Origin of the sequence: Falsihalocynthiibacter sp. S25ZX9 (genome assembly GCF_041205405.1) — a bacterium.
GTDB classification, from domain to species: domain Bacteria; phylum Pseudomonadota; class Alphaproteobacteria; order Rhodobacterales; family Rhodobacteraceae; genus Falsihalocynthiibacter; species Falsihalocynthiibacter arcticus.
Genome location: NZ_JBGFCD010000008.1, coordinates 106,608 through 129,408, shown reverse-complemented (window position 1 = coordinate 129,408; position 22,801 = coordinate 106,608). Strand labels below are relative to the sequence as shown.

Annotated in this window: 22 protein-coding genes; 9 read left to right on the top strand and 13 right to left on the bottom strand. The window is 52.9% G+C overall.

Annotation, left to right across the window (positions count from 1 at the left end):
- Positions 1-92: 92 nt before the first annotated feature.
- On the top strand, positions 93-620 hold the full coding sequence (locus AB9F29_RS10905) for a component of SufBCD complex (RefSeq protein WP_369755704.1): 528 nt from the start codon (positions 93-95) through the stop codon (positions 618-620).
- Between the two features lie 17 nt (positions 621-637).
- The gene (gene mfd / locus AB9F29_RS10900; RefSeq protein ID WP_369755703.1) at positions 638-4,129 is read left to right on the top strand and encodes a transcription-repair coupling factor; all 3,492 of its coding nucleotides are present in this window, start codon (positions 638-640) and stop codon (positions 4,127-4,129) included.
- A gap of 90 nt (positions 4,130-4,219) precedes the next feature.
- On the opposite strand, the gene AB9F29_RS10895 is transcribed toward mfd, so the two are convergent.
- The gene (locus AB9F29_RS10895) at positions 4,220-4,756 is read right to left on the bottom strand and encodes a peroxiredoxin-like family protein (protein WP_039003560.1); all 537 of its coding nucleotides are present in this window, start codon (positions 4,754-4,756) and stop codon (positions 4,220-4,222) included.
- A gap of 86 nt (positions 4,757-4,842) precedes the next feature.
- On the opposite strand from AB9F29_RS10895, the gene AB9F29_RS10890 reads away from it, so the two are divergent.
- Positions 4,843-5,547: a helix-turn-helix transcriptional regulator gene (locus AB9F29_RS10890; RefSeq protein WP_369755702.1), complete on the top strand. Its 705-nt coding sequence runs from the start codon at positions 4,843-4,845 to the stop codon at positions 5,545-5,547.
- Here the strand turns inward: AB9F29_RS10890 and AB9F29_RS10885 are convergent.
- A complete protein-coding gene (locus AB9F29_RS10885; RefSeq protein ID WP_369755701.1) occupies positions 5,544-6,743 on the bottom strand; it encodes an MFS transporter in 1,200 nt (399 codons plus the stop codon). The two genes, AB9F29_RS10890 and AB9F29_RS10885, sit on opposite strands and share 4 nt — an antisense overlap.
- An 87-nt stretch (positions 6,744-6,830) precedes the next feature.
- On the bottom strand, positions 6,831-7,481 hold the full coding sequence (locus AB9F29_RS10880) for a DsbA family protein (protein WP_369755700.1): 651 nt from the start codon (positions 7,479-7,481) through the stop codon (positions 6,831-6,833).
- 214 nt (positions 7,482-7,695) lie between these two features.
- On the opposite strand from AB9F29_RS10880, the gene AB9F29_RS10875 reads away from it, so the two are divergent.
- Positions 7,696-8,316 carry an XRE family transcriptional regulator gene (locus AB9F29_RS10875; RefSeq protein WP_335585547.1) on the top strand — a complete coding sequence of 207 codons (621 nt, stop codon included), beginning with the start codon at positions 7,696-7,698 and terminating at the stop codon, positions 8,314-8,316.
- 60 nt (positions 8,317-8,376) lie between these two features.
- Here AB9F29_RS10875 and AB9F29_RS10870 read toward each other — a convergent pair whose 3' ends face one another.
- Together AB9F29_RS10870 and AB9F29_RS10865 are read right to left on the bottom strand one after the other, a co-directional pair.
- On the bottom strand, positions 8,377-8,490 hold the full coding sequence (locus AB9F29_RS10870; RefSeq protein ID WP_062628328.1) for a hypothetical protein: 114 nt from the start codon (positions 8,488-8,490) through the stop codon (positions 8,377-8,379).
- A complete protein-coding gene (locus tag AB9F29_RS10865; protein WP_369755699.1) occupies positions 8,487-10,307 on the bottom strand; it encodes an extracellular solute-binding protein in 1,821 nt (606 codons plus the stop codon). The genes AB9F29_RS10870 and AB9F29_RS10865 overlap by 4 nt, the downstream gene beginning before the upstream one ends.
- Before the next feature lie 315 nt (positions 10,308-10,622).
- Between AB9F29_RS10865 and AB9F29_RS10860 the strand changes: the two genes are divergently transcribed.
- Complete coding sequence (locus tag AB9F29_RS10860) at positions 10,623-11,396, top strand: 3-hydroxybutyrate dehydrogenase (RefSeq protein WP_039003564.1); 774 nt, start codon at positions 10,623-10,625, stop codon at positions 11,394-11,396.
- Here AB9F29_RS10860 and AB9F29_RS10855 read toward each other — a convergent pair.
- From AB9F29_RS10855 to AB9F29_RS10845, 3 genes are all read right to left on the bottom strand, one after another.
- Entirely contained in the window at positions 11,393-12,172 is a 780-nt protein-coding gene (locus AB9F29_RS10855; RefSeq protein ID WP_369755698.1) for a DUF502 domain-containing protein, read from the bottom strand. The genes AB9F29_RS10860 and AB9F29_RS10855 overlap by 4 nt on opposite strands.
- Before the next feature lie 103 nt (positions 12,173-12,275).
- A complete protein-coding gene (locus AB9F29_RS10850; RefSeq protein WP_369755697.1) occupies positions 12,276-13,187 on the bottom strand; it encodes a pseudouridine-5'-phosphate glycosidase in 912 nt (303 codons plus the stop codon).
- Positions 13,184-14,086 (bottom strand): PfkB family carbohydrate kinase, encoded by a 903-nt coding sequence (locus AB9F29_RS10845; RefSeq protein WP_369755696.1) that lies wholly within the window; start codon positions 14,084-14,086, stop codon positions 13,184-13,186. The genes AB9F29_RS10850 and AB9F29_RS10845 overlap by 4 nt, the downstream gene beginning before the upstream one ends.
- A 263-nt stretch (positions 14,087-14,349) precedes the next feature.
- Here AB9F29_RS10845 and rpsB point away from each other — a divergent pair, with 263 nt between their 5' ends.
- Both rpsB and tsf read left to right on the top strand, forming a co-directional pair.
- Positions 14,350-15,108, top strand: coding sequence for a 30S ribosomal protein S2 (gene rpsB, locus AB9F29_RS10840; RefSeq protein ID WP_369755695.1), 759 nt, complete (start codon positions 14,350-14,352; stop codon positions 15,106-15,108).
- A 99-nt stretch (positions 15,109-15,207) separates the two neighbouring features.
- Positions 15,208-16,083 carry a translation elongation factor Ts gene (gene tsf, locus AB9F29_RS10835; protein WP_039003568.1) on the top strand — a complete coding sequence of 292 codons (876 nt, stop codon included), beginning with the start codon at positions 15,208-15,210 and terminating at the stop codon, positions 16,081-16,083.
- Positions 16,084-16,468: 385 nt separating this feature from the next.
- Here the strand turns inward: tsf and AB9F29_RS10830 are convergent, their stop codons facing one another.
- A complete protein-coding gene (locus AB9F29_RS10830) occupies positions 16,469-17,218 on the bottom strand; it encodes a LuxR family transcriptional regulator (protein WP_369755694.1) in 750 nt (249 codons plus the stop codon).
- The gene (gene aroQ, locus AB9F29_RS10825; RefSeq protein ID WP_335585554.1) at positions 17,215-17,661 is read right to left on the bottom strand and encodes a type II 3-dehydroquinate dehydratase; all 447 of its coding nucleotides are present in this window, start codon (positions 17,659-17,661) and stop codon (positions 17,215-17,217) included. The genes AB9F29_RS10830 and aroQ overlap by 4 nt, the downstream gene beginning before the upstream one ends.
- A 966-nt stretch (positions 17,662-18,627) precedes the next feature.
- On the opposite strand from aroQ, the gene AB9F29_RS10820 reads away from it, so the two are divergent.
- Both AB9F29_RS10820 and AB9F29_RS10815 read left to right on the top strand, forming a co-directional pair.
- Positions 18,628-19,473, top strand: a complete 846-nt coding sequence (locus tag AB9F29_RS10820) for a protein-glutamate O-methyltransferase CheR (protein WP_369755693.1) — start codon at positions 18,628-18,630, stop codon at positions 19,471-19,473.
- 5 nt (positions 19,474-19,478) lie between these two features.
- Positions 19,479-20,561, top strand: a complete 1,083-nt coding sequence (locus tag AB9F29_RS10815; RefSeq protein WP_335585556.1) for a chemotaxis response regulator protein-glutamate methylesterase — start codon at positions 19,479-19,481, stop codon at positions 20,559-20,561.
- An 18-nt stretch (positions 20,562-20,579) separates the two neighbouring features.
- On the opposite strand, the gene phoB is transcribed toward AB9F29_RS10815, so the two are convergent.
- Genes phoB through pstB form a run of 3 tightly spaced genes read right to left on the bottom strand, consistent with a single transcriptional unit; the run spans position 20,580 to position 22,797 of the window.
- Entirely contained in the window at positions 20,580-21,269 is a 690-nt protein-coding gene (phoB, locus tag AB9F29_RS10810; RefSeq protein ID WP_335585557.1) for a phosphate regulon transcriptional regulator PhoB, read from the bottom strand.
- Between the two features lie 12 nt (positions 21,270-21,281).
- Positions 21,282-21,989, bottom strand: coding sequence for a phosphate signaling complex protein PhoU (phoU, locus tag AB9F29_RS10805; protein ID WP_369755692.1), 708 nt, complete (start codon positions 21,987-21,989; stop codon positions 21,282-21,284).
- 10 nt (positions 21,990-21,999) lie between these two features.
- A complete protein-coding gene (gene pstB / locus AB9F29_RS10800) occupies positions 22,000-22,797 on the bottom strand; it encodes a phosphate ABC transporter ATP-binding protein PstB (RefSeq protein WP_369755691.1) in 798 nt (265 codons plus the stop codon).
- Positions 22,798-22,801: the final 4 nt, after the last annotated feature.

Here is a 22,801-nt window from a genome sequence, read left to right as displayed (position 1 = left end):
TTCCCGTCACTCAAGGGTAGGAATCAGCGTAAGCCCGATATAATGTCGCAGTTCTTGCCAAATGGCATGCGACTCTGATGAAGGAATGCCCCTTGGACTTGTACGCCACAGTTCGTGAACTGATTGATTTACGCTCATTTTCTAACCTTTGGTACTGGATTGGCCTCGCTGTGATTTGGTCCTCGGCCAGCCATTGGGTTTTGGGTGTGCCGCTGGATATGATTCAACGGGCGAAGAAACGCGGCGGCGAGGCGATGGATGATCTTCAGGCCCTCACGCGGATTAGTTGCAATCGCATCCTGTATATCTCCTCGGTGTCCGGACTTTGGCTGCTTGGATTTAGCTGTTTTGTGCTCACAGGCCTTGCCATGCTGGGTTTCTACTACAATGTCGAATTCGCCCAAGCGGTGTTCCTTTTGCTGTTCCCCATGTCGATCGTCGGACTTATTTCGATTTCGACAGCGCGCCTTATTGACGAAAAAAAACCAGAGGGCCTCGCCCTTGTGAAGCATTTGATGCGCCACCGTATTTATGTACAGCTCCTCGGCGTTCTCTCTATCTTTACGACCGCAATGTGGGGCATGGCCCAGAACATGAACTACAGCGTTTTGTTCAACTAATTATAAAATAACCCCTCATGGGGTCGGAGAACGATGTGGCCATTTCAACGCCCAAGCACATAACCCAAAGCGGGGCGCCCGAAGGCTATGACGCGCATCTTTTGTTGGCGGAATTGGCCAAATCCAACGGCGCGGTTATCCATGTGGCACGCGATGCAAAGCGGCTTGCGGCGCTAAAGGCAGCGCTTGCTTTTTTTGCGCCTGACACAGCGGTTTTGAGCTTTCCCGCGTGGGATTGTTTGCCGTTTGATCGTATGTCGCCCAACGCCGATACCTCGGCGGCGCGGATGGCGGTTTTGGCCGCCCTCGTGCATGACATGCCCAAACGCTTTATCCTTCTGACAACGCTTTCTGCGGCTACGCAATTTGTCCCTGCGCGTGATGTTTTACGCAAAGCGGCGTTTTCGGCACAGGTTGGCGAGCGCATCAATATCGACCAGTTACGAGCGTTTCTGGTGCGGATGGGCTTCACCCAAGCGCCAACCGTTACTGAACCCGGCGATTATGCGGTGCGCGGCGGCATTATCGACATCTTTCCTCCCGGCGATACCGGCCCCATTCGGATGGATTTCTTTGGTGATACGCTAGACGGTTTGCGCCGCTTCGACGCCGAAACCCAGCGCACCACCGACACCATCAAAAACATCGAACTCGCGCCCGTCTCCGAAGTTATTCTGGACGACACCGCGATTACCAGTTTTCGCCAGAATTACCGGACTGAATTTGGCGCGGCGGGCACCGATGACCCGCTTTATGAGGCGGTTTCCGCTGGGCGCAAACATCAAGGTGTTGAGCATTGGTTGCCGTTTTTCTACGACTGTCTTGAGACCCTTTTTGATTATATTCCAACAGCTTCTGTGGTGCTTGACGATCAAGTCGGTCCGGCGCGTTTGGCGCGTTGGGACGGGATCGTAGACCAATATGAAACGCGCCGCCTCGCGATGTCCGCAAAAATGCGGCTCGATAGTGTGTACAAGCCTTGTCCGCCCGAAAAACTGTATCTCGATGATGTGGTCTGGGGCAAAGCTGTAGAGAACCACCGCGTCGTTACCCTCGCGATCCTGCCGCAATCCACAGGTCACGGCGTTGTGGATGCGGGCGGGCGGATCGGACGCAATTTCAGCCCTGAACGTCAACTCGAAAACGCAAACCTGTTCGAAGCGCTCGGCCAACATATCAACGAACGCCGCAAGTCCGATCAAGTCGTTGTCGCCAGTTTCTCGGAAGGGGCGCGCGAACGACTAGAGGGGTTGATTGCGGATGAGGGTGTTGAAGGCGCACAACTGATCAAAGATTTTCGTGATATTCCGGACGGCAAAGGCGGTGTATTTCTAGCAGTTTGGCCGCTGGAACAGGGTTTTTATGCCGAAGGATTGACGGTTATTTCCGAGCAGGACGTGCTGGGCGACCGTCTTATCCGCTCCACCAAACGCCGTCGCCGCGCCGATAATTTCCTGACCGAAACTCAAAGCCTCTCTGCGGGCGACCTTGTTGTGCACGTGGATCACGGGGTTGGGCGCTTCACAGGGCTTGAGACAATCACCGCCATGGGTGCACCCCATGAGTGTTTGCTGTTGGAGTACGCGGGTGGCGATCGTCTGTACTTACCCGTTGAAAATATTGAGCTTTTAAGTCGCTACGGCCATGACGAAGGCATGCTCGACAAGCTTGGTGGCGGCGCGTGGCAGGCCAAGAAAGCCAAACTCAAAGAGCGTATTCGCGCGGTTGCCGAGAAACTTATCCGCATTGCCGCCGAACGCGCCCTGCGCCGCGCCCCCATCATGTCGCCGCCCGATGGCATGTGGGACGCCTTCGCCGCACGCTTCCCCTATACCGAAACCGACGATCAATTGTCGGCCATCCACGACACCTTAGACGACATGGAAAGTGGCCGCCCGATGGACCGTCTGATTTGTGGCGACGTGGGCTTTGGCAAAACCGAAGTTGCAATGCGTGCGGCCTTTGTTGCGGCGATGTCCGGCGCCCAAGTTGCCGTTATTGCGCCCACCACTTTGCTCGCGCGCCAACACTACAAAAGCTTCGCCGAACGCTTCCGTGGCTTCCCGATTGAAGTGCACCAGTTGAGCCGATTTGTCGGCGCAAAAGAAGCCCACAACACCCGCGAATCCATCAAGCGTGGCACCGCCGATATCGTCATTGGCACCCATGCGTTGCTCGCTAAAACCGTGCGTTTTCAGAACCTTGGCTTGCTGGTGATTGATGAAGAACAACGTTTCGGTGTAAGCCACAAAGAGCGCCTCAAAGAGATGCGCACCGATATCCACGTGCTCACCCTCACAGCCACGCCCATTCCGCGCACCCTACAAATGAGCTTGTCTGGCGTGCGGGATTTGTCGATTATCGGCACACCGCCCGTCGACCGCTTGGCAATTCATACCTATGTGAGCGAGTTTGACAGCGTCACCATTCGCGAAGGTTTTCTGCGCGAACACTATCGCGGTGGCCAGAGTTTTTACGTGGTGCCCCGTATTGCGGACCTGCCCGAAGTCGAGGATTTCTTGCGCACCCAACTGCCCGAAGTCAGCTATGTCGTGGCCCATGGCCAGATGGCAGCAGGCGAACTTGATGACCGGATGAATGCGTTTTACGATGGGAAATATGATGTGCTCGTCGCGACCACGATTGTTGAAAGCGGCTTGGATATTCCCACCGCCAACACGCTCGTTGTGCATCGCGCCGATATGTTCGGGTTGGCGCAATTGTACCAAATTCGTGGTCGTGTGGGCCGCAGCAAGACCCGTGCCTATGCCTATCTCACCACCAAACCGCGTATGCCCCTGACGCCAACAGCCGAGAAACGGTTGCGGGTTTTGGGAAGTCTGGACAGTCTGGGCGCGGGCTTCACTCTGGCGAGCCAAGATCTGGACATTCGCGGCGCGGGCAACTTGTTGGGCGAGGCCCAGTCGGGACATGTGCGCGAAGTCGGGTTTGAACTCTACCAAGCGATGTTAGAAGAAGCGATTGCCAATATTCGATCCGGTGCAGGCGAGGGGCTTTCGGATGACAACGATCAATGGGCACCACAGATCAACCTTGGCGTTCCGGTTCTGATCCCCGAAACCTACGTGCCCGATTTGGATGTGCGTTTGGGTCTGTACCGTCGCCTGTCTGGTCTCACGTTGAAGGTTGAGCTTGAAGGCTTCGCCGCCGAACTCATTGATAGATTTGGGAAATTACCACGCGAAGTAAACACTTTGCTGCTGGTGGTGCGCATTAAAGCAATGTGTAAACGGGCAGGGATCGCCAAGCTGGATGCAGGGCCTAAAGGCGTGACTATCCAATTCCATAACGATAAATTTGCCTCGCCCCAAGGTCTGGTGGAGTTCATATCGGATCAAAAAGGGAATGCCAAAGTGCGCGACAACAAAATCGTTGTGCAACGTGAATGGGCCAATGAAAACGATAAAATCCGCGGCGCCTTTGGGGTTGCAAAAGACCTTGCGGAGAAACTTATCGCCGAGAAAAAGCGGACCAAACCAAAAAGCTAGTCGGGCAACTTGCGCCTGCCGAGCGGAGCGATGCTTGGCCCAACGGGGGCCAAGCATCTTGATGTGCCGTGCGTTCGGCGGGAGCCTTTCTTAAACCGCGCCGGTGTATTCACCGCGCGCTGGATAGCTTTTATCAATCGCGAAATCGACGGCCGCAAGAAGTTCGGAAAAATGCGGACGGGTGAAGGGCATGGACTGCACCGCCAGATAGAATAGGGAGCCGTCCTTGTTGACGAGGAACAACCCTGGTTCTGAAAACAGGGCTGGTTCTTCGATGCCGATGGAGGTTTTTCCGCGCGACGTCGAGATATACAGGCCCCAATCGCGGGCTTCTTGCAGCGGCAAGTCATAGGCCACGCGCAACGTATCTGCGCTGATTTTTTCTACCATCGACGTGCTGCGCTCCAGCCCATCTGACGAAACTGCGACGGTTTTCACACCACGTTTTGCGAACTCGGGCGTCAGGCGTTCCAACTCTTTGAGGTAGGTCGCGCAAACGGGGCAATGAAGGCCGCGAAAGAAGCAAATCACGGTCCCAAGGTCTGCGCCGTCAGTGGCAAGGTCGAACGTGCCGCCACCAACGAGGGGAAGCGTAAGGTTTGGGGTTTTTTGGCGAGGTATAAGCATTTTGGTTCCTTTGAAAAGCTTGACCTCCTTCTTATACAGGAGTTAATGTCGGATAAATCTCTTTTACCCGATCAGGAATCCTGACTTTGGACAAACTTGCAGCCCTCATCCAAACTTTACAGATCTCGCGGGTACAGCCTCATTTCAACGAGGATGCGGATTTTCACGTCATGAAGGCTGCGGATGGGTTTGTTTTGAAATCGGGTGCAAATCCGTCCTTACCCGTTGCGGCCAGTATCGTTTTACGCGGGCGCGGGGCTGTGGCCCCCTTGATGGCCTCGGTTGGGTGCTTTGAAATGCACATTCCAAATGACCACGCGCTTCATCCGCTGCTTGCGTTGTTTGTGGGGGAAATCTCCGCGCCCAGATGTGGTCAAGACAGCCTGTTGGCGGGCTATGCACAGGTTCTGATCGTGCACTTCTTGCGCGCGGCTCTTGAGACGGGAACCGTGGATAAAGGGGTCTGGGCGGCCCTGTCGGACGCGCGGTTGTCGCGAGCTTTGACACAGGTGCATCTCCGTCCAGGGCGTGCGTGGAGTACGGAGGATTTGGCACAGGAAGCCGGCATGTCGCGATCGGTTTTTATGGCGCAATTTCGGGAGGTTATGGGCGAAGCTCCGATCACCTATCTGCGCAGTTTTCGCATTGCACGCGCCCGAGAAGCGCTAGAGGAGGGCGGGCGCATAGCGGTGGTCGCCCGCACCTTTGGGTATAGTTCTAGCGATGCGTTTTCGCGGGCTTTTCGGCGCAGCCAAGGGATTGCACCTTCGGAGCTACGGCGCGGACCCTAAGCCTCGACGGGTGGACGTGGCCCAAGGTAGATCATCAATCCCAATGATCCCAAACCACACAAGAAAGACCCAATGGTGAGGGCAAAGGCGGTTCCGTCGAAGTTCTGAGTGATCGGAATCGCAAGTACCACCCCGAGAACCGTCGAGATCCCCGCTGTAATCGACGAAGCCATCCCCGCGATATGGCCCATCGGTTCAAGCGCGAGGGCAGTCAGGTTCCCCATGCAAAATCCGAGCACGAGAAAATTGACGGTGACAAGCCCAAGATACACCCAAAACGGCATCGCAAAGAACACAATTATTGCGAGGAAGATGCTCATCATAATGACATGGCACGTAAGGGCCGAGGTGATCAGTTTACGCATCCCCAGACGCACCACCAATTTCGCATTAACGACGTTCGATATACCCGCAATCACTGCGATACCGGCGAAATAATAGGGAAAGCTCTCGCCCCGACTATAGGCCATTTCAAAGGTTGGCTGGATGGAGGAAATCGTTGAGAAAAGGAACGTGATCACAAGGGTTTGGACAAACATTGAGATCATAACGATGCGGTTTTTGCAAAGTTCCACAACCGCCGAAAAATAGGATTTCAGCGACAAGGGCCGTTTGTTTTCTGGCGCGAGGGTCTCTGCCTGACGCAGCAAAAGCCACATTCCTCCGACGAAGGAAACAAGTGCAAAAGCGGCGAAAACAGCGCGCCAGCCAAAGGTGAAAATGATCGCTTGACCGATCATCGGTGCAATCGCCGGGACGATCATGAAAATCGTCATCGCAATCGACATCACGCGCGCCATCATGGAGCCTTGATACAGGTCCCGCACCATGGCGAGGGCGGCGATCCGAGGTCCAGAGGCACCAACACCTTGCAGAAAACGCGCCGCGAGGAGCACTTCCAAGGATTGAGACCAATAGGAAATCAATGCACCAAGAAGGTAGATTCCGACCCCAAGCAAGATCACTGTTTTGCGGCCAAACGCATCAGAAAGCGCGCCTGCGAAAAACGTCCCGCTGCCCATGCCCAGTACAAAAACAAGGACAACCAGCATGATCCGATTTGGCGCATCGGGGGTCAATTCGAGCCCCATCATCGGCAAACCGGGCAGCATGGCGTCAATCGAAAACGCGATCATGGCAAAGAGCATGGCCACAAGGGACACAAATTCGGGGAGGGCAAGGCGTTTGGAAGCCATGGTGTGTGCTTTCTGAAGGGGTAATCAGCAGGGAGCTAATTTAATAGGAATGCTTTCCGCGCTGGCGTGCGCGAGAAGCTGAAAATACTAGTCTTTGGCCTCTTGGGCGGACTGTGCGTTGATGTCGGCGATGACCTTGGCCCAGACTTCTGGCGGTTGCGCTCCGGGAACGGCGTGTTGCCCTGCTACAATAAAGCAAGGCACGCCGGTGACGCCCATTTCGCGACTGTGTTTGTCGCGGTCTTGGATGTCTTGGATGTCTTGATCGCCCTCTAACAAGCGGCGCACAACGGCGGCATCCATGCCAACGGAATCCGCGATATCCGCGAGGACATCCGTGTCGCCAATATTGCGGCCGTCAACGAAATACGCCTTAAAAAGCGCAGAAACTACGGCGATTTGACGATCTTCAAGACCCGCCCAGTGAATAAGACGGTGCGCATTGATGGTATTGGGTGTCGTTTTGATGCTCTCAAGATTGAGCGTCAAGCCAGCCGCTTCGGCGGCTTTTACAAGCGGCGCATAGGCCGTCACTGCGCCTTCTTTACCGCCGAATTTACCCTCTAGATACGCACGCCGATCCATGCCCTCAAGCGGCATATCCGGATTGAGCTGATATGGGTGCCATTCGATGGAGAACGGATGATTTGGGTTTTCAGTTAACGCACGGTCGAGGTTAGCTTTGCCGACATAGCACCAAGGACAAATAGGGTCGGAAATAATATCAAGACGGACCATGTGGCCTCCCTAGGATCGGATTTGTGGGGTTTCGGAAGGCGCAAAACATCTGTTCGGCCAGAAATATATCGGCGCAAAATACCAGAGGGTGCCCCAAAGTAAACCGTTGAGTTCGAAAATTGCACGGTTGCACAGGGATTGTGCAAATATCCACAGAAGTCGGCGGTTATGGCGATGGCTTGCGCGTGCGGATTGGCCTGTATAATAGGTGGCTATGGACCCAAACCAAACAAGCATCGTGCGCATTGCTCGCGAAAATGGCGAAGAAGCGCTCGGTGAGCCGCTTAACCTTGGCAATCGAGTGCGCGAGTTGCGCAAATCTCGCAACTGGACGCTGGAGCAAGCGGCTAAACAAGCAGGTCTTGCGCGTTCGACCCTTTCGAAAATCGAAAACGGGCAAATGTCGCCAACCTATGAGGCGCTCAAAAAACTGGCCGAGGGTTTGGAAATCTCGGTACCGCAACTGTTTACCGCCCCTTCAAAGGCGCAAGTGAACGGGCGGATGTCGGTAACAAAAGCGGGCAGTGGTGAGGCCCATTTGACCGCTACTTATGAGCATGAACTGCTCGCGGGAACCCTGACCCAGAAGAAAATGCTGCCCTATCGGGCCCAAATTCGCGCCCGCAGTATCGAGGAATTTGACGGCTGGGTGCGCCATGATGGCGAGGAGTTTCTCTATGTGATTACGGGGGTGGTGAAGCTCTATACCGAGTTTTACGAACCCGTTGAGTTGCGTCGCGGAGACAGTGCGTATTACGACGGAACCATGGGCCATAACGTAATTTCGGTCTCGCCGGAGGACGCCGCCATCCTTTGGGTCACCTCGCTCACTTAACCCTCCACACAACAAAAAAGGCAGCCCGAAGGCCGCCTCTTGTCGTTCATCTCTAGACGTTTACAGGTTGCTGACTTTGCGCGCACCCGTAGAGATATCTTGGCCGACGCCGTCAACCGTTGCGCAGGCGGCCAAACTTGCACAGGCCGCGATGATAAATAGGAACTTAGTCATTTTGTCTCCTCTGACCACCACACATCCGGGTGATACATAATCCAGTCGCCATAGATTGGCACATGCTCTGGATACTTGAGGCTGCTGTCATGGGCAATACGTGCGATGTTAGAATACGCAAATGGAATGACATAGCGGCCAGAAATCAACACGCGATCCAAGGCGCGCACGGCGGCTTTGAACTCATCCTGAGACTCGGCGGTGAGCATCACATTAATCATCGCTTCGGCGGCGGGTTCGTTCATTCCCATCCAGTTCCGCGTGCCGGGGTTTTCAATACCTTCGTGGCCCCAATACAACATTTGCTCGTTACCAGGAGAGAGCGACAGGCCAACTTGGTAATAGGCCATTTCAAAATCATAGACCTGTGTGCGTTCTTTAAGTTGTGGCGAGTCTATGCGGGTAAGCGTGGCGTCAATCCCCAGTGGAATAAGGGACTCAACGAACATATTGCCCATGCGAAGGTTCTCGTCCGCGCCCGTATTCACAAGGATTTCAAACGCAAAGGGTGTGCCTTCGGCGTTTTGCATCACATGGTCTTTGATCTCCCAACCCGCCTCTTTAAACAGGGCCACCGCACGGCGAATGCCTTTGCGATTGGTGAGCGTGCCGTCGGAAACGGGCAGGGTATAGCCCTCTACCGTTCCGGGTTTGAGGGTGTCGGCAAAAGGCGCGAGCAATTCGGCAACGCGCCCTTCTGCGGGGCCTTCTAGCATGCCCAAAGGCGAGTTTGAGAAATACGAAGTGATGCGCGGTAAAGCGCCGCCCGTGATTGTGTCGTTGATCGCTTCGAAATTATAAAGCGAAATCAAGGCCTCGCGTACGCGCCAATCCTCAAACAGAGGGTTGCGGGTGTTCATCACAAAGCCCTCGATCCCTGTGGGCCGTTGGTGTGGGATTTCGGATTTGGCGATATCGCCACGGGTGACCGCGTCAAAGCCGTATTGGGTGTCCCATTTGGCGGAATTGCCTTCCCGGAAACTCGTTAGCAAACCGGCTTTGAAAGCCTCGAACATTACCGAACCATCAAGGTAAAACTCCATGCGGATTTCATCAAGGTTGGCTTTGCCCTTCATAAACGGCAGATCCTTGCCCCAGTAATCGGGGTTACGGACCAAAGTAACGTATTTTCCAGCGTCAAAATCGCCGATTTGATAGGGCGCGGTTGTGATCGGGATAATATCAAAACCGCCTTGGTTGAATTCCTGCCCGTCCCATTGCGCTTTCTTGAGGATCGGCCGCATGCCCATAATCAAGGCCAACTCGCGATCGTCGATGTTGAAGGTCAGGCGCACTGTCCGCTCGCCCGTCGCTTCGATTTTGTCGACTTTGCTCCACGCGCCCAAATATCGAGGATGGCCAATGGTGCCCAATGTCTCATAAGACCAGATCACATCTTCAACCGTAACGGGAGTGCCATCGGCGAATTTTGCTTCGGGGCGCAGGGTGAATTCCACCCAGTCGCGCTCGGGGCTGGTCTCCACTGATTCGGCCAAAAGTCCGTAAAGAGTAAAGGGTTCGTCGTAGGAGCGGCCCATCAGGCTCTCGTACGCATAAAATCTTAACATCCACGGAACTTGAGATTTTTGCATGTGCGGGTTGAGGCTGGTGAAGCTGCCACTCTCGCCCAAAACGATCCGTCCGCCCTTGGGCGCGTCGGGGTTCACGTAGGGGAGGGACACAAAATCATGTGGTAGCGCGGGCTCACCATACATGGACAAGCCGTGCTTGGGCTCGGCCTGTGCGACTCCTGCCGCAAGAACGATACCGAGCGCACAGATCGATTGCCTCGTTATTTGGAAAATATCTGGTTTCATTCTGGCAACAATCCCCTTCTGCCCTTTGTTATATGTGGCCGACATTACGCAGGCTTTGTAGGTATTTCAAACTTTTAGCTTGGAAGGCGGCGAAGAATTGCGTATAAAGTACTTACTGCTCGATAGGTTTCTTGCCTGTATGAAACCTGCCTCAATAACTTAACGCCAGCTTCGTGCTGGCGTTTTTTTTTGGTCTGAATTTCGGCAAAAGTTAATTTTTTATCGGCAGAAAAACGCCCCATATACCTTTATTTCTTACGTGCAATTCGCAGTTGCAGCAATTAGGTTTCTAAGAAAATATTGCAAGGAGACCGCATGTTACTTTCTGGAAAAACCGCTGTTATCACAGGATCAAATTCGGGAATCGGTCTGGGGGTTGCTGATTCTCTGGCGGCAGCGGGCGCGGACATTGTGCTCAATTCTTTCACGGATCGCCCCGAAGACCATGAACTCGCCGACGCATTGGCGCGGCGCTACAAGGTTAACGTCCGCTACATCGCTGCGGATATGTCAAAAGCCCAAGAGTGCCGCGACTTGATCACCAAAGCGGGTAAATGCGATATTCTCGTGAATAACGCGGGTATTCAGCATGTCGCCTCGATTGATACTTTCCCGATGGATAAGTGGGACGCGATCATCGCGATCAATCTCAGCTCGGCTTTTCACACCACTGCAATGGCCTTACCGATCATGCGGGCCGCAGGGTGGGGACGCATCATTAACATCGCTTCGGCGCATGGGTTAACGGCCTCGCCGTATAAATCGGCCTACGTCGCGGCGAAACACGGAGTTGTTGGCCTGACCAAGACCACAGGGCTTGAGACCGCGCGCGAACAGATCACCTGTAATGCGATTTGTCCGGGATATGTGCTCACGCCAATCATCGAAGCGCAAATTCCCGATCAAATGGCCACCCATAATATGGATCGCGAAACGGTCATTCAGGATGTCATGTTGGCGCGTCAACCTAGTGGTGAGTTTGCCACGACCGAACAGATTGGCGTCACCGCCGTGTTCCTCTGTTCGGATGCCGCAAGCCAGATGACGGGCACCACGTTGAGCATCGACGGCGGTTGGACGGCGCTTTAGTCTTTTAATTCAGCCTGAACAGGGGCGTCGGATTTCTTTGCCTGAGCGAGCTGCTTTGCGGTGTCGCTCGGGTAGACAAGCCCTGCCGAGATCACAAGTTTCGCCGCATCCTCAACCGTCATGTCCAAAACAATCACATCGGCCGTTGGCACGAACAACAAATAGCCCGATGTCGGGTTTGGCGTGGTCGGAAGGAAAACCGACGTTACAGAATCTTGGTTGGGTACGCGGGTGCGAATTTCGCCTTTGGCTTGGGTCGAAATAAAGCCAATCGACCAGATACCCTTGCGGGGATACTCAATAAGACAGGAATGTTCAAAGCTGGTATCGGTTTGGGCAAAAACCGTTTCTGCTATTTGTTTCAACCCATTATAGACCGACCTTACCACGGGCATGCGATCGACGATCCGCTCGCCCCAGTGTAAAAGTGTGCGCCCCAACAAACCTTTGGTTAGCCATCCAACAACGACCGTAAAGACTAAGAAAATGACGACGCCAAAGCCCGGGAACTTAGTATTTTCGCCCGTGGGGTAGGGTTGATCAAGCGCTGGTGCATTCCAGTTGACATAATTTCCAAGGTTGAAGTCCGGCACCCAACTATTTGGAACAAAAGGCAAAACCCAGCCATCGATCCATCCAATGACCGTCCAGATCAACCAAAGTGTTACGGCGATTGGGGCAACCACGACCACTCCGGTCAGGAAGTTAGCGCGCGTTCTGGCAAATGCGCCGCGTTTGCGCGGCTTGCCCGCCGGATCGTGATCTTGGTCTTGCATCGACGCATGTCCTTTGTTTAGGCAATATGTAAAGCCTCGCAGGCCCTCTCACAAGAGAGGCCCGCTGCAAAAGTGTTGGTTTTCAGTTCTAAATACGAAGTGCCTAAGTTTTCGCCATTTCAACAGATATTTCAGCCGCAAGGCGCGCATTGTTGAGCACAAGCGCGATATTTGCCACAAGCGACTTGCCCTCCGTCAACTCAAAGATGCGGCCCAAAAGGAACGGGGTGACGTCTTTGGCGGAAATGCCTTGTTCATTGGCCTCAGCAAGTGCCTGCGCGATTACGGGCGCTAAAACCTCGGCGGCGATTTCGGATTCGGCAGGGATGGGATTGGCGATCAACTGCCCCCCCGGAAGGCCCATCAACGTGCGCATTTTCTGGGCGCGGGCGATTTCGGCGGCGGAATCCATCCGCAAAGGCGCTGTCATATGCGAGGTTCTGGACCAGAACGCGGGCAGGGTGTCTTGACCAACCGCAATCACAGGAACACCAAGGGTTTCAAGCACTTCGTAGGTTTTCTCAAGGTCAAGAATGGCCTTGGCCCCTGCGGCAACCACGGTTACGGCCGTTTCGGATAATTCGCGAAGGTCAGCGGAGATATCAAAGGTCAATTCCGCGCCCTTGTGGACACCACCGATGCCGCCAGTTGCGAAAACGCTGATGCCTGCGAGGTTGGCGGCGATCATCGTGGCGGCAACCGTCGTCGCGCCATAACCGCCATTCGCAAGCACCACGGCGATATCCGCGCGCGAGACTTTGGCGACGTTCTTGGCGGTGGCCAATTCGGTGAGTTCCGCGTCGGTTAGGCCGATATGCAGCTTGCCGTTCATAACTGCGATCGTCGCTGGGGTCGCGCCGTTTTCGCGGACGCAATCCTCAACCAAACGCGCGGTTTCGATGTTTTGCGGATAGGGCATCCCGTGGGTGATAATCGTGCTTTCCAACGCAACAATTGGCGCACCGGCTTTGCGGGCGGCGGCAACATCGGGGGCAAGGACAATAGGTAGACTCATAGGGGTGTTCCTCCGGAAACATAAATTGCGGCAGCTTGAAGAGCGGCTTTTAGCGCGTCCTCCCGCGGGGCACCACGGGATTCGCGCACGATATGGGCGGCCATAAAGGTATCGCCCGCGCCCGTCACCCGCGTCACGAGGACTTCGGGCGGGCATGCCATCACCAGACCCTCGGCGCTGCCATCACAGGCCTGTTTGCCACCATCGGTTACCAAAACCCGACGCGCACCGCGCGCAAGCAAGCCTTTGGCGGCAAGTTCGGCGGTATCAAAGCTGTGTTGGCACAAAAGCCCCGCTTCTTCGAGGTTCACATAGAGAGTGGCGCGAGTATGGTTGAGGAACGGGTGTAGGCGATCGGCCTTGCCCGGACTGGCAGGAGCAACGCGCAGGTCCGCTTGGGCAAAAAGCGCGCTGGTGGCGATATTTTCAAGCAATGTGCGCGTGAGGTTACCATCAAGTGCAATGGAGCCTGTATAAGGAGACTCCATGCTGCCCAAACGCCCGTCGCTTAAAGGCCGCAGAATTTTGTCACCCGCCGCTTCGAGCGAATGTGCGTCAGCAATGGCTGCGATCAACCCGTTCGCGCCCTCAATCGCCATATAGCGGTCGGTGGGCAGGTCGGCGGAGCGATAGACATAGTCGGTATTGATCCCGAGTTGACGCGCAGCTTCCATAAGTTCGCTCCCTTGGCTGTCTTCGCCAATGGCCGTAAGGAGCGCGGGTGTTTGGCCAAACCGTGTTAGGGTCATGGCGATATTCATCGCAACCCCGCCCGGAAGGCGCGTAATGCGGCCCGGAACGTCCGAACCCATACGCATATGCGACGCCGCGCGGCCGATCACATCCCAAAGGACGGAACCAATCGTAAGAATTTCGGGTGTTTTGGAAGGTGCGTTCATAACACTTTGTCGCGTGAAGATGATAAAAGTGCAAGACGTGTTGAATACACCTATTCGGCGTAATTCTCGCTTATTTTCCGCATCCACCTGCTTAAAACGGGAAAATAGGCCTCGGGGACTTGCAGACTCAGGAAAGGTGAGCTAGATGCGCGCTACTTCACAGGCGAAACTAGGGCCGTGCGGGGAGAAATCCCGTACAGTCCACCGGTTGGGCACACGCCCTCAATGGTTTCGCTCAGGATAAACCGGAAAGGATTTATAGCATGGCGCTACCTGATTTTACCATGCGGCAGCTTCTTGAAGCTGGCGTTCACTTTGGCCACCAAACTCCTCGTTGGAACCCACGGATGGGTCCCTACATCTATGGTGCGCGTAACGGCATTCACATTCTCGACCTGACGCAAACTGTTCCTATGTTGGACCAGGCGCTTCAAGTTGTGCGCGATACTACTGCTAAAGGCGGTCGTATTCTTTTTGTTGGCACAAAACGTCAGGCTCAAAAGCCTGTTGCTGAAGCTGCAGAAAAATGTGCGCAATACTTTATGAATCACCGCTGGCTCGGTGGCACGCTGACAAACTGGAAAACAGTGTCCGCGTCGATCAGCCGTCTGAAAACTTTTGACGAGAAACTCGAAAATGGCGGCGAAGGCCTCACCAAAAAAGAGCGTCTTGGCATGGAACGTCAGCAAGGCAAACTCCAAGCAAGCCTTGGTGGGATCCGCGAAATGGGCGGTGTTCCTGATCTGCTTTTCGTTATCGACGTCAACAAAGAGCAATTGGCCATCGCGGAAGCAAACAAATTGGGTATCCCAGTTGTTGCGATCGTTGACTCCAACTGTTCGCCAGACGGTATCGACTATATCATTCCAGGTAACGATGACGCGGCACGCGCTATCGCGCTTTATACTGACCTTGTTGCGCGCGCAGCTTTGGACGGTATGACAGCACAAATGGGCGCTGCTGGCGTTGATTTGGGCGAGTTGGAAGAAGCTCTCGTTGAGGAAGTTGCTGTTGAGGCGTAAGCCCGCAGACTTTCTTTTCAACTGTCATTGAATTGACATAGAACGCGCCATATTTCTGGCGCGTTCTCCTATATAACACATTTTTTTAGGAGAGCCGATATGGCGATCACTGCTGCAATGGTTAAAGAGCTGCGCGACTCCACGGGCGCAGGCATGATGGACGCGAAAAAAGCGCTCGTCGAAACAGATGGTGCTATGGAGGCCGCTGTTGATTGGCTTCGCACCAAAGGTTTGGCGAAAGCTGCAAAGAAATCTGGCCGTACGGCTGCTGAAGGCCTTGTTGTCGTCGCAGTTTCCGGTGGCAAAGGCGTTGCTGTCGAAGTGAATTCTGAGACAGATTTCGTTTCCAAAAACGCAGACTTCCAAGCAATGGTTGCGAGCATTGCGACTGTTGCCCTGACTGTAAATGACGTTGATGCGTTGAATGCGGCCGAATTGAACGGCAAACCCGTCAGCGAAGTTGTACAAGACAAAGTTGCGACCATTGGCGAAAACATGAACGTGCGTCGCATGTCTGTTGTTGAAGGCGCATCTGTCGTGTCCTACGTCCATAACGCTGCAGCCCCGAACATGGGCAGCATCGGTGTTTTGGTTGCGTTGAGCGGCGAGAATGAAGCGTTCGGCAAGCAGGTTGCTATGCACGTAGCGGCCGCAAGCCCCGCATCTTTGGGCGAAGCTGATCTAGACCCAGCCTTCGTTGCACGCGAAAAAGCGATTTTGGTCGAGCAAGCCCGCGAAAGTGGCAAGCCTGAGCAAGTGATCGAAAAAATGATCGTTGGCCGGATGGCGAAATTCATGGGTGAAGTTACACTCTTGGGTCAAAGCTTCGTTGTAAATCCAGACCTCACAGTTGAAGCCGCAGCAAAAGAAGCTGGCGTTGAAATCCTTGGCTTTGTGCGTCTCGCTGTTGGCGAAGGCATCGAAAAAGTCGAAGAAGATTTCGCAGCAGAAGTTATGAAAACTGTCAAAGGCTAAGGTCTAGGGCAGGGGGCTTCGTTCCCGTCTTAAGTTTGAAACGCCGGTCCCAATGGGCCGGCGTTTTGCATTGTGATTCAGACACACTTGGACTTTAGACACAAAAAAACAGCGCAATCCGGGCAGGACCACACTGTTTTCTCCGTCAAACCTGGTCCAATTGGGGATAGAACCAGACAATGTCGCAGCTACTCTTTGCGGACTATACGCTCAAAGACATGCAATTCGGTTTCCCGAGATAGTCGGTCATATCCTGTAATTGCAGGTATGACCGACCAATTGCTCCTAGCCAAAAAAGACTTCACTCACGGAACAAACCATTAATCGCCTGTTTGGCGACTGTTTTAAAGTATGGAAAACCATACCAACCTAACTTTATGACATGTTAGGTTGTTACAACGAAAATCTGCTTTTGAAAAGATGCTTTCAAAACGGCCTGTGTTGTTGTTTCTACCTCAAGCGCTTCACGAGCTAAACGGAGGTGTTTTTCTATAGTCTCAGGTTTGAGACCCATGATGGTTGCAATGTCTTGCGTGGTTTTCCCGTCGCCGACCCATTCCAAAACTTCTCTTTGTCTCTTGGTCAACAGATTACGCGAATAGCTGTGCGGCAGGCTTTGGGCCTTTAGGTGAAAAATGGTACAAAGCGCATTGATAGTGCGGCCATGCGTCTCCCAAAGTGCGTCGACTTCTTCCTGTGTTAGGCCCACGTCCGCCGTCAAAATCAGAGCGGATTTTTCACGAGAACGGTCGCTCGGAAAGCTAATCGTATATCCCGCAAAAATATTATGTTCTTTATTGAAATCAAGGGCTTCTTGCTGTTCCTTCGTCAAAGGACTTTGGCCGGTCGGGATTTGGGCACGACTCCAACTGATTGGGCCGGAATGTTGCAAAGCCCATTGCGCGATCGGTGAGCGAGCATAGTGCTCCTCGAAAATAAACCCGTTGGTGTAGGCTTCGGGGTGGTTGCTCAAAACCACTATATCATCTGGATTGCCAAATCGGTTATCGCCCCAAACCCGCGTAAATCCATACAACATTCTCCCAAAGCCAAATTCGGAAATTCGGGCGACATGGAGCTCCCAAAGGTCATCAAGTGTTTGGGCTTCTATGAGACTTTCGAGATAAGAATTCATGCAGTAGAACCCGCCAAATGCTTAACAAGAGCATCAATCGCAAGGATGTATCCGTGAGAGCCAAAACCGCAAATCTGGCCTAACGCCACAGGGGCAATGAAGGATTTATGCCGAAATGTTTCACGGGCGTGAATGTTTGACAGATGCACTTCGACCACGGGCAGGCTAACCGATGCTATGGCATCCATAAGGGCGACGGATGTGTGGGTGTAAGCGCCAGCGTTTAATACAACGCCCTTAAATTTGGACTTGGCGGCATGGAGCGCATCAATAAGGGCACCTTCATGGTTGGATTGAAGGCACGAGATATCGATATCAAGCGCTTGCCCGTGGGTTTTACACATTTTCTCAACGTCCGAGAGCGTTTCACTTCCGTAAACTTCTGGCTGGCGGGTGCCCAGAAGATTTAGGTTCGGTCCGTTAAGAATTAGAATAGATGTCATAGCTACAAACCTTTTTTCAGTCCCATAATGAAACTTATATTGAGAAATTGAAAGATTTCCAATCAATTGTCGGCTATCTGTTTAGTTGGGTGGAATTGCAGTTGCATGGTAGGCGTTTCTAATAAGAAAGACACGTTTTAATCAATCTGTGCATATTTGACTGCCCATTAATTTAACATAATACCAATTATACGCCTTATGGATGTGCGCGGGTGCGCGCTACCTCCAACTTCGACTTTTGTTAGAAAACAGTATTTTATCTAACAAGAGGAATCGGTGTGGGAACGACTTATGCTCAGTTAAGTCTCACAGAACAAAGCAGGTGTCCTTTTCAGTGATTGCATAGCAATCAACTTCTAGGCTGTTGAATGTTGGAAGCACGCTAAAGTTCCTGTTGATGAGATTTCTAGCGTGTTGAAGTGCTGTCGATCAACAATTTACTGGGAACTGCGGCGTGATCGCTTCCTAGATGAATGCTTGCCTAAGAACGCGGCATACTACGGCTATGTTGAAAACATCAATCCAAGGGCTAGACGTCTGCTGCTCCGCAAACGAGACATCCGAAGAATGTCGGATCACGATATCAAAAAAACAGTGACCGTCTCAAAACAATACTCCGCGTAAATGCCTCGGCTGGAAGACACCAGATGAAAGGGGCCGCGAAAAGATGATGGAGGAATTGCGATGAGCGCCCTACCCTAAAGCCCAACAAGATTCGCTTACACCTTTGCAAAAAAAACAGGACCATTGAACTTGCTTGCGGCAATGAATTTTAATTTTCCTAATGCTTACTCACCGAATTAGGTCAATTTAATCAGTGTGATGCCATGTCCCGTAAAAAAATATGCAAAATTGAGATAATAAAGGAAACGGCCATTTACCAATCGTTTGGGAAATTCGTTCACTCCTATGGCCACCAAGTTGCACGCCGCGAGTACGGACGTAATCTAATTGCTGGACCTAAGAATGAATGTTGTACAAAGGCGCAGCTTTGCGCAAACACCGCTGTCCCAGAAGCACGCCGCAATCTTTATCGAGATTGCTGAACGCTTGTCTGGTAACCGGATCACGCCTGATCAAGTTGACTTCCTAACGCTGCGCGTGCGCAGACGGATGCGTGTTCATCGGGACGAAAGTTTTGAAGGTTACATCAGACGCGTTCAGGACGATCAAGTTGAAGAACACGCGTTAATGGAGAGCCTCGTAACGCATACTACGGATTTTTTTCGCGAACCTGCGCATTTTAAGTGGCTCCGGAATGGGGGGCTAAACCGGCTCTCCGATGGTAAACCCGCCTCTTGTCTCAATGTTTGGAGTGCCGCATGCTCGTTGGGGTCCGAACTTTGGAGTACAGCAATAGAAATCGCGCAGTTTCAAGAGGATGCGGGCGTTCCTTATTGTGCAAACCTCGTTGGAACTGATATTTCCAAGACCATTCTCGCGCGCGCAAAAGCTGCAATTTTCAGTGCAGAGGAAATCAGCGGCCTTCCGGCGCAGTATCGGTCAAAATATTTGCAACGGAATTGCACCGAAAATCAAAAATTTCGCATTGCTGCGCCGCTTTTGGAGTCCGCCAGTTTTGTAGCGCATAATTTATTGACTCCGCCGTTGTTTAGCACACTTCAATTCGATTTAGCTCTCCTGCGTAACGTATTGTTATATTTCAACAAGGACGACCAGCAGCGCGTTTTTAACCACGTACTTTCTCGCCTACGGCCCGGTGGAATACTGATGATTGGACATACTGAAGTTCTTTCGATTGAAACCATTGGTACCAAACGTGTAGGTCCAGCAATTTTTATAAAGGAATAGAGGAAATGAACGTCTCCCTTCCCAAATACCGTGTCCTAATTGTCGATGACAGCGCCTTTTTTCGCAAAGCAATTGAAATGATCCTATCAAAAGACCGACGCCTAGAGGTGGTTGGATGTGCGAAGGATGCCTTTGAGGCCAAACAAATGGTTGATAGTTTACAGCCTGACGTCATTACTTTGGATGTTGAAATGCCAAAAATGGACGGTCTTGAGTTTCTGCGCCGCCTGATGGCCCACCGGCCGATTCCTGTCGTGATGTGTTCAACGATTGTCACCAAAGGATCCGATTTACTGATGCAAGCCTTAGAAATGGGCGCTGTGGGGGTGATTGAAAAAGGATTGGTGGGCAATGGGCGTCACGCGGCCGATTTACAAATGCAGATATGTGACACCGTGCGCGGAGCAGCATTGGCAAAGTTGCAAAAAAGATCTCGAAATATTGCTCAAAACCCGGACGCTATAAAAAGCTACGCGCTTGATCCAAAAGAGGTAAAACGTGTTGAAAACTCTCTATCGGTCCTTGGTGTTGGATCTTCGACGGGCGGCCCAGAGGCTCTTAAAACACTTTTAGGAGGGATGCCGTCCAATTGCCCACCGATTGTCATGGTGCAACATATGCCCGAGGTTTTTACCGGGCCATTTGCGAAGCGCCTCAACAAATACGCCCCCATGGACGTGCGTGAAGCCAAGCAGGGAGACGTTCTGCGAAACGGCCTCGCCCTCCTCGCGCCTGGGTCTCATCACATGGAAATTATGTACAACCCTCTGAATTCAAAGGAAATGATCGTTTCTTTGAATGAAGGTGGTCTTGTGTCGCGGCATCGCCCCTCGGTGGACGTGCTTTTCCGTTCTCTAGCTACAAATATTGGCAAACGCGCAACGGGAGTTATTTTGACAGGCATGGGGCAGGATGGCGCTGATGGTCTGCTCGAAATGCGGCAGACCGGATCGCGTACCTATGGCCAAGATCAAGAAAGTTGTGTGGTTTATGGAATGCCTAAAGTTGCGAAGTCTATCGGGGCCGTTGAACGCGAGCTTCCCCTTACCAGCCTTGCGAAAGCAGTGTTAACGCAGGCCGCTCCTTAAGCGCCCTGCCCTAATGCGTTATCCCAATGCATAGCCTGCACCGCGCACGGTTCGGATTAAATCTTCCGAACCTTTGATGCTCAATGCCTTGCGCAGGCGCCCAATATGAACGTCAACCGTGCGCGTATCAACATAGATATCGCGCCCCCAAACCCGATCCAAAAGCTGCTCGCGGCTGTAAACCCGACCCGGTTTTTCCATGAAGGTCACCAACAAGCGAAACTCTGTCGGACCAAGCTTCAACTCTTGACCAGCGCGGAAAACCTTGTGGCTTTCACTATTAAGCACAACGTTTTCAAACTCTAGCGTTTGCCCAACGGCGGCGGGGCGTGTGCGCCTCAGATTGTTGCGCACGCGGGCCATCAGCTCGGCCACCGAATAGGGTTTCACAACATAATCATCGGCGCCATTTTCCAATCCCCGTACGCGGTCAACTTCTTCGCTGCGCGCAGAAAGCATAATGACGGGTACATCACGGGTTTCGGCCCGTGACTTCAACCGGCGACAAATTTCAATGCCAGACACATTCGGTAGCATCCAATCAAGAAGTACCAAATCGGGATTTTCTTCACGCACCATCAGAAGGGCTTCTTCCCCGTTCACGGCCTTGAATACTTCGTAACCTTCGGCTTCAAGATTATACACGAGGACTTCGCGTTGTGCGGGCTCATCTTCGACAACGAGGACGGATGGTTTGTCTGCGGACATTCAATTAATCCTTTACAAGTCAAGGTTATAGGACGGCATTGATCCTTTGATGCGCTCTTCAGCGGGCATTTCACCGGTCACAAGATAGATAACCTGTTCTGCAATTGACGTGGTGTGGTCGCCCATGCGCTCGATATTTTTGGCAATAAAATGCAGGTGCATACAGGCGGTGATGTTGCGCGGGTCTTCCATCATGAAGGTGAGGAATTCACGAAACAGGGCGTTGTACATTTGGTCAACTTCTTGATCACGGCGGCGCACATCTTCTGCCATTGCGACGTCGCGTTGAACGAAGGCATCCAAAGCATCGCGCAGCATGTGTTCAACCTCGCGACCCATGCGCCGGATCGCGCCAGATGCACCGTCAATATCGGGCATTTGAACCAGCGACGATGTGCGTTTACCGAGGTTTTTGGCATAATCCCCGACCCGCTCAAGGTTCCCCGCGAGTTTCATCACCGTCAAAACCGTACGCAGGTCCGTTGCCGTGGGCGAGCGCAAGGCAATGACACGCGCCGCTTCGGAATTTACCTGATCTTCGAGGGCGTCAATCGCCTTATCGCGGAGTCGCACTTGCTGTGCGAGTTCCTCGTCACGGTCTTCCAATGCTCTGGTTGCATCGGAAATGGCCACCTCAACAAGGCCGCCCATTTTCATGATAAGTGCTTGAATACTTTCAAGATCACGGTCGAACGAGGATACGATGTGTTGTTCTTGCATGGGGGGTCTCCTAACCGATCCGGCCCGAAATATAGGCCTCCGTACGGGGATCAACGGGGTTGGTGAAAATACTGTCAGTCGCGCCAAATTCAACGAGGTTTCCAAGGTGGAAAAACGCTGTTTTTTGGCTCACACGGGCGGCTTGCTGCATGGAGTGCGTTACGATAACCACAGAAAAATTGGAGCGCAAATCGTCGATGAGTTCCTCAACCTGCGCGGTTGCAATGGGATCAAGCGCCGAACAGGGTTCATCCATCAGGAGCACTTCTGGGCTGGTCGCGATGGCGCGGGCGATGCACAAACGTTGTTGCTGGCCGCCCGAAAGGCCCGTTCCGGGGGCGAGAAGACGGTCTTTGACCTCTTCCCAAAGCGCGGCTTTGCGCAGGCTGTCTTCGACAATCTGGTTAAGCTCGGTTTTGTTTGCGGCCATCCCGTGAATTTTCGGTCCATAGGCCACATTGTCATAGATCGATTTAGGGAAGGGATTTGGCTTTTGAAACACCATGCCGACCTTGGCCCGCAATTGAACAGGGTCCACTTTTGCGTCATAGATGTCTTCATTGTCCAGCAAGATTTTGCCTTCCACCCGACAAATATCAATCGTGTCGTTCATGCGGTTCAAACAGCGCAGGAAGGTGGATTTTCCACACCCCGACGGACCAATAAAGGCCGTAACGGTTTGGGCAGAGATCTCGACGTTTACGTCCTTAAGCGCTTGAGTCTCTCCGTAATAGACCTGCACATTTGCCGCAGAAATCTTGGTTTTTTGATCACTCACGACTCTCTCCATCATTCTCATATCATTCATTTTT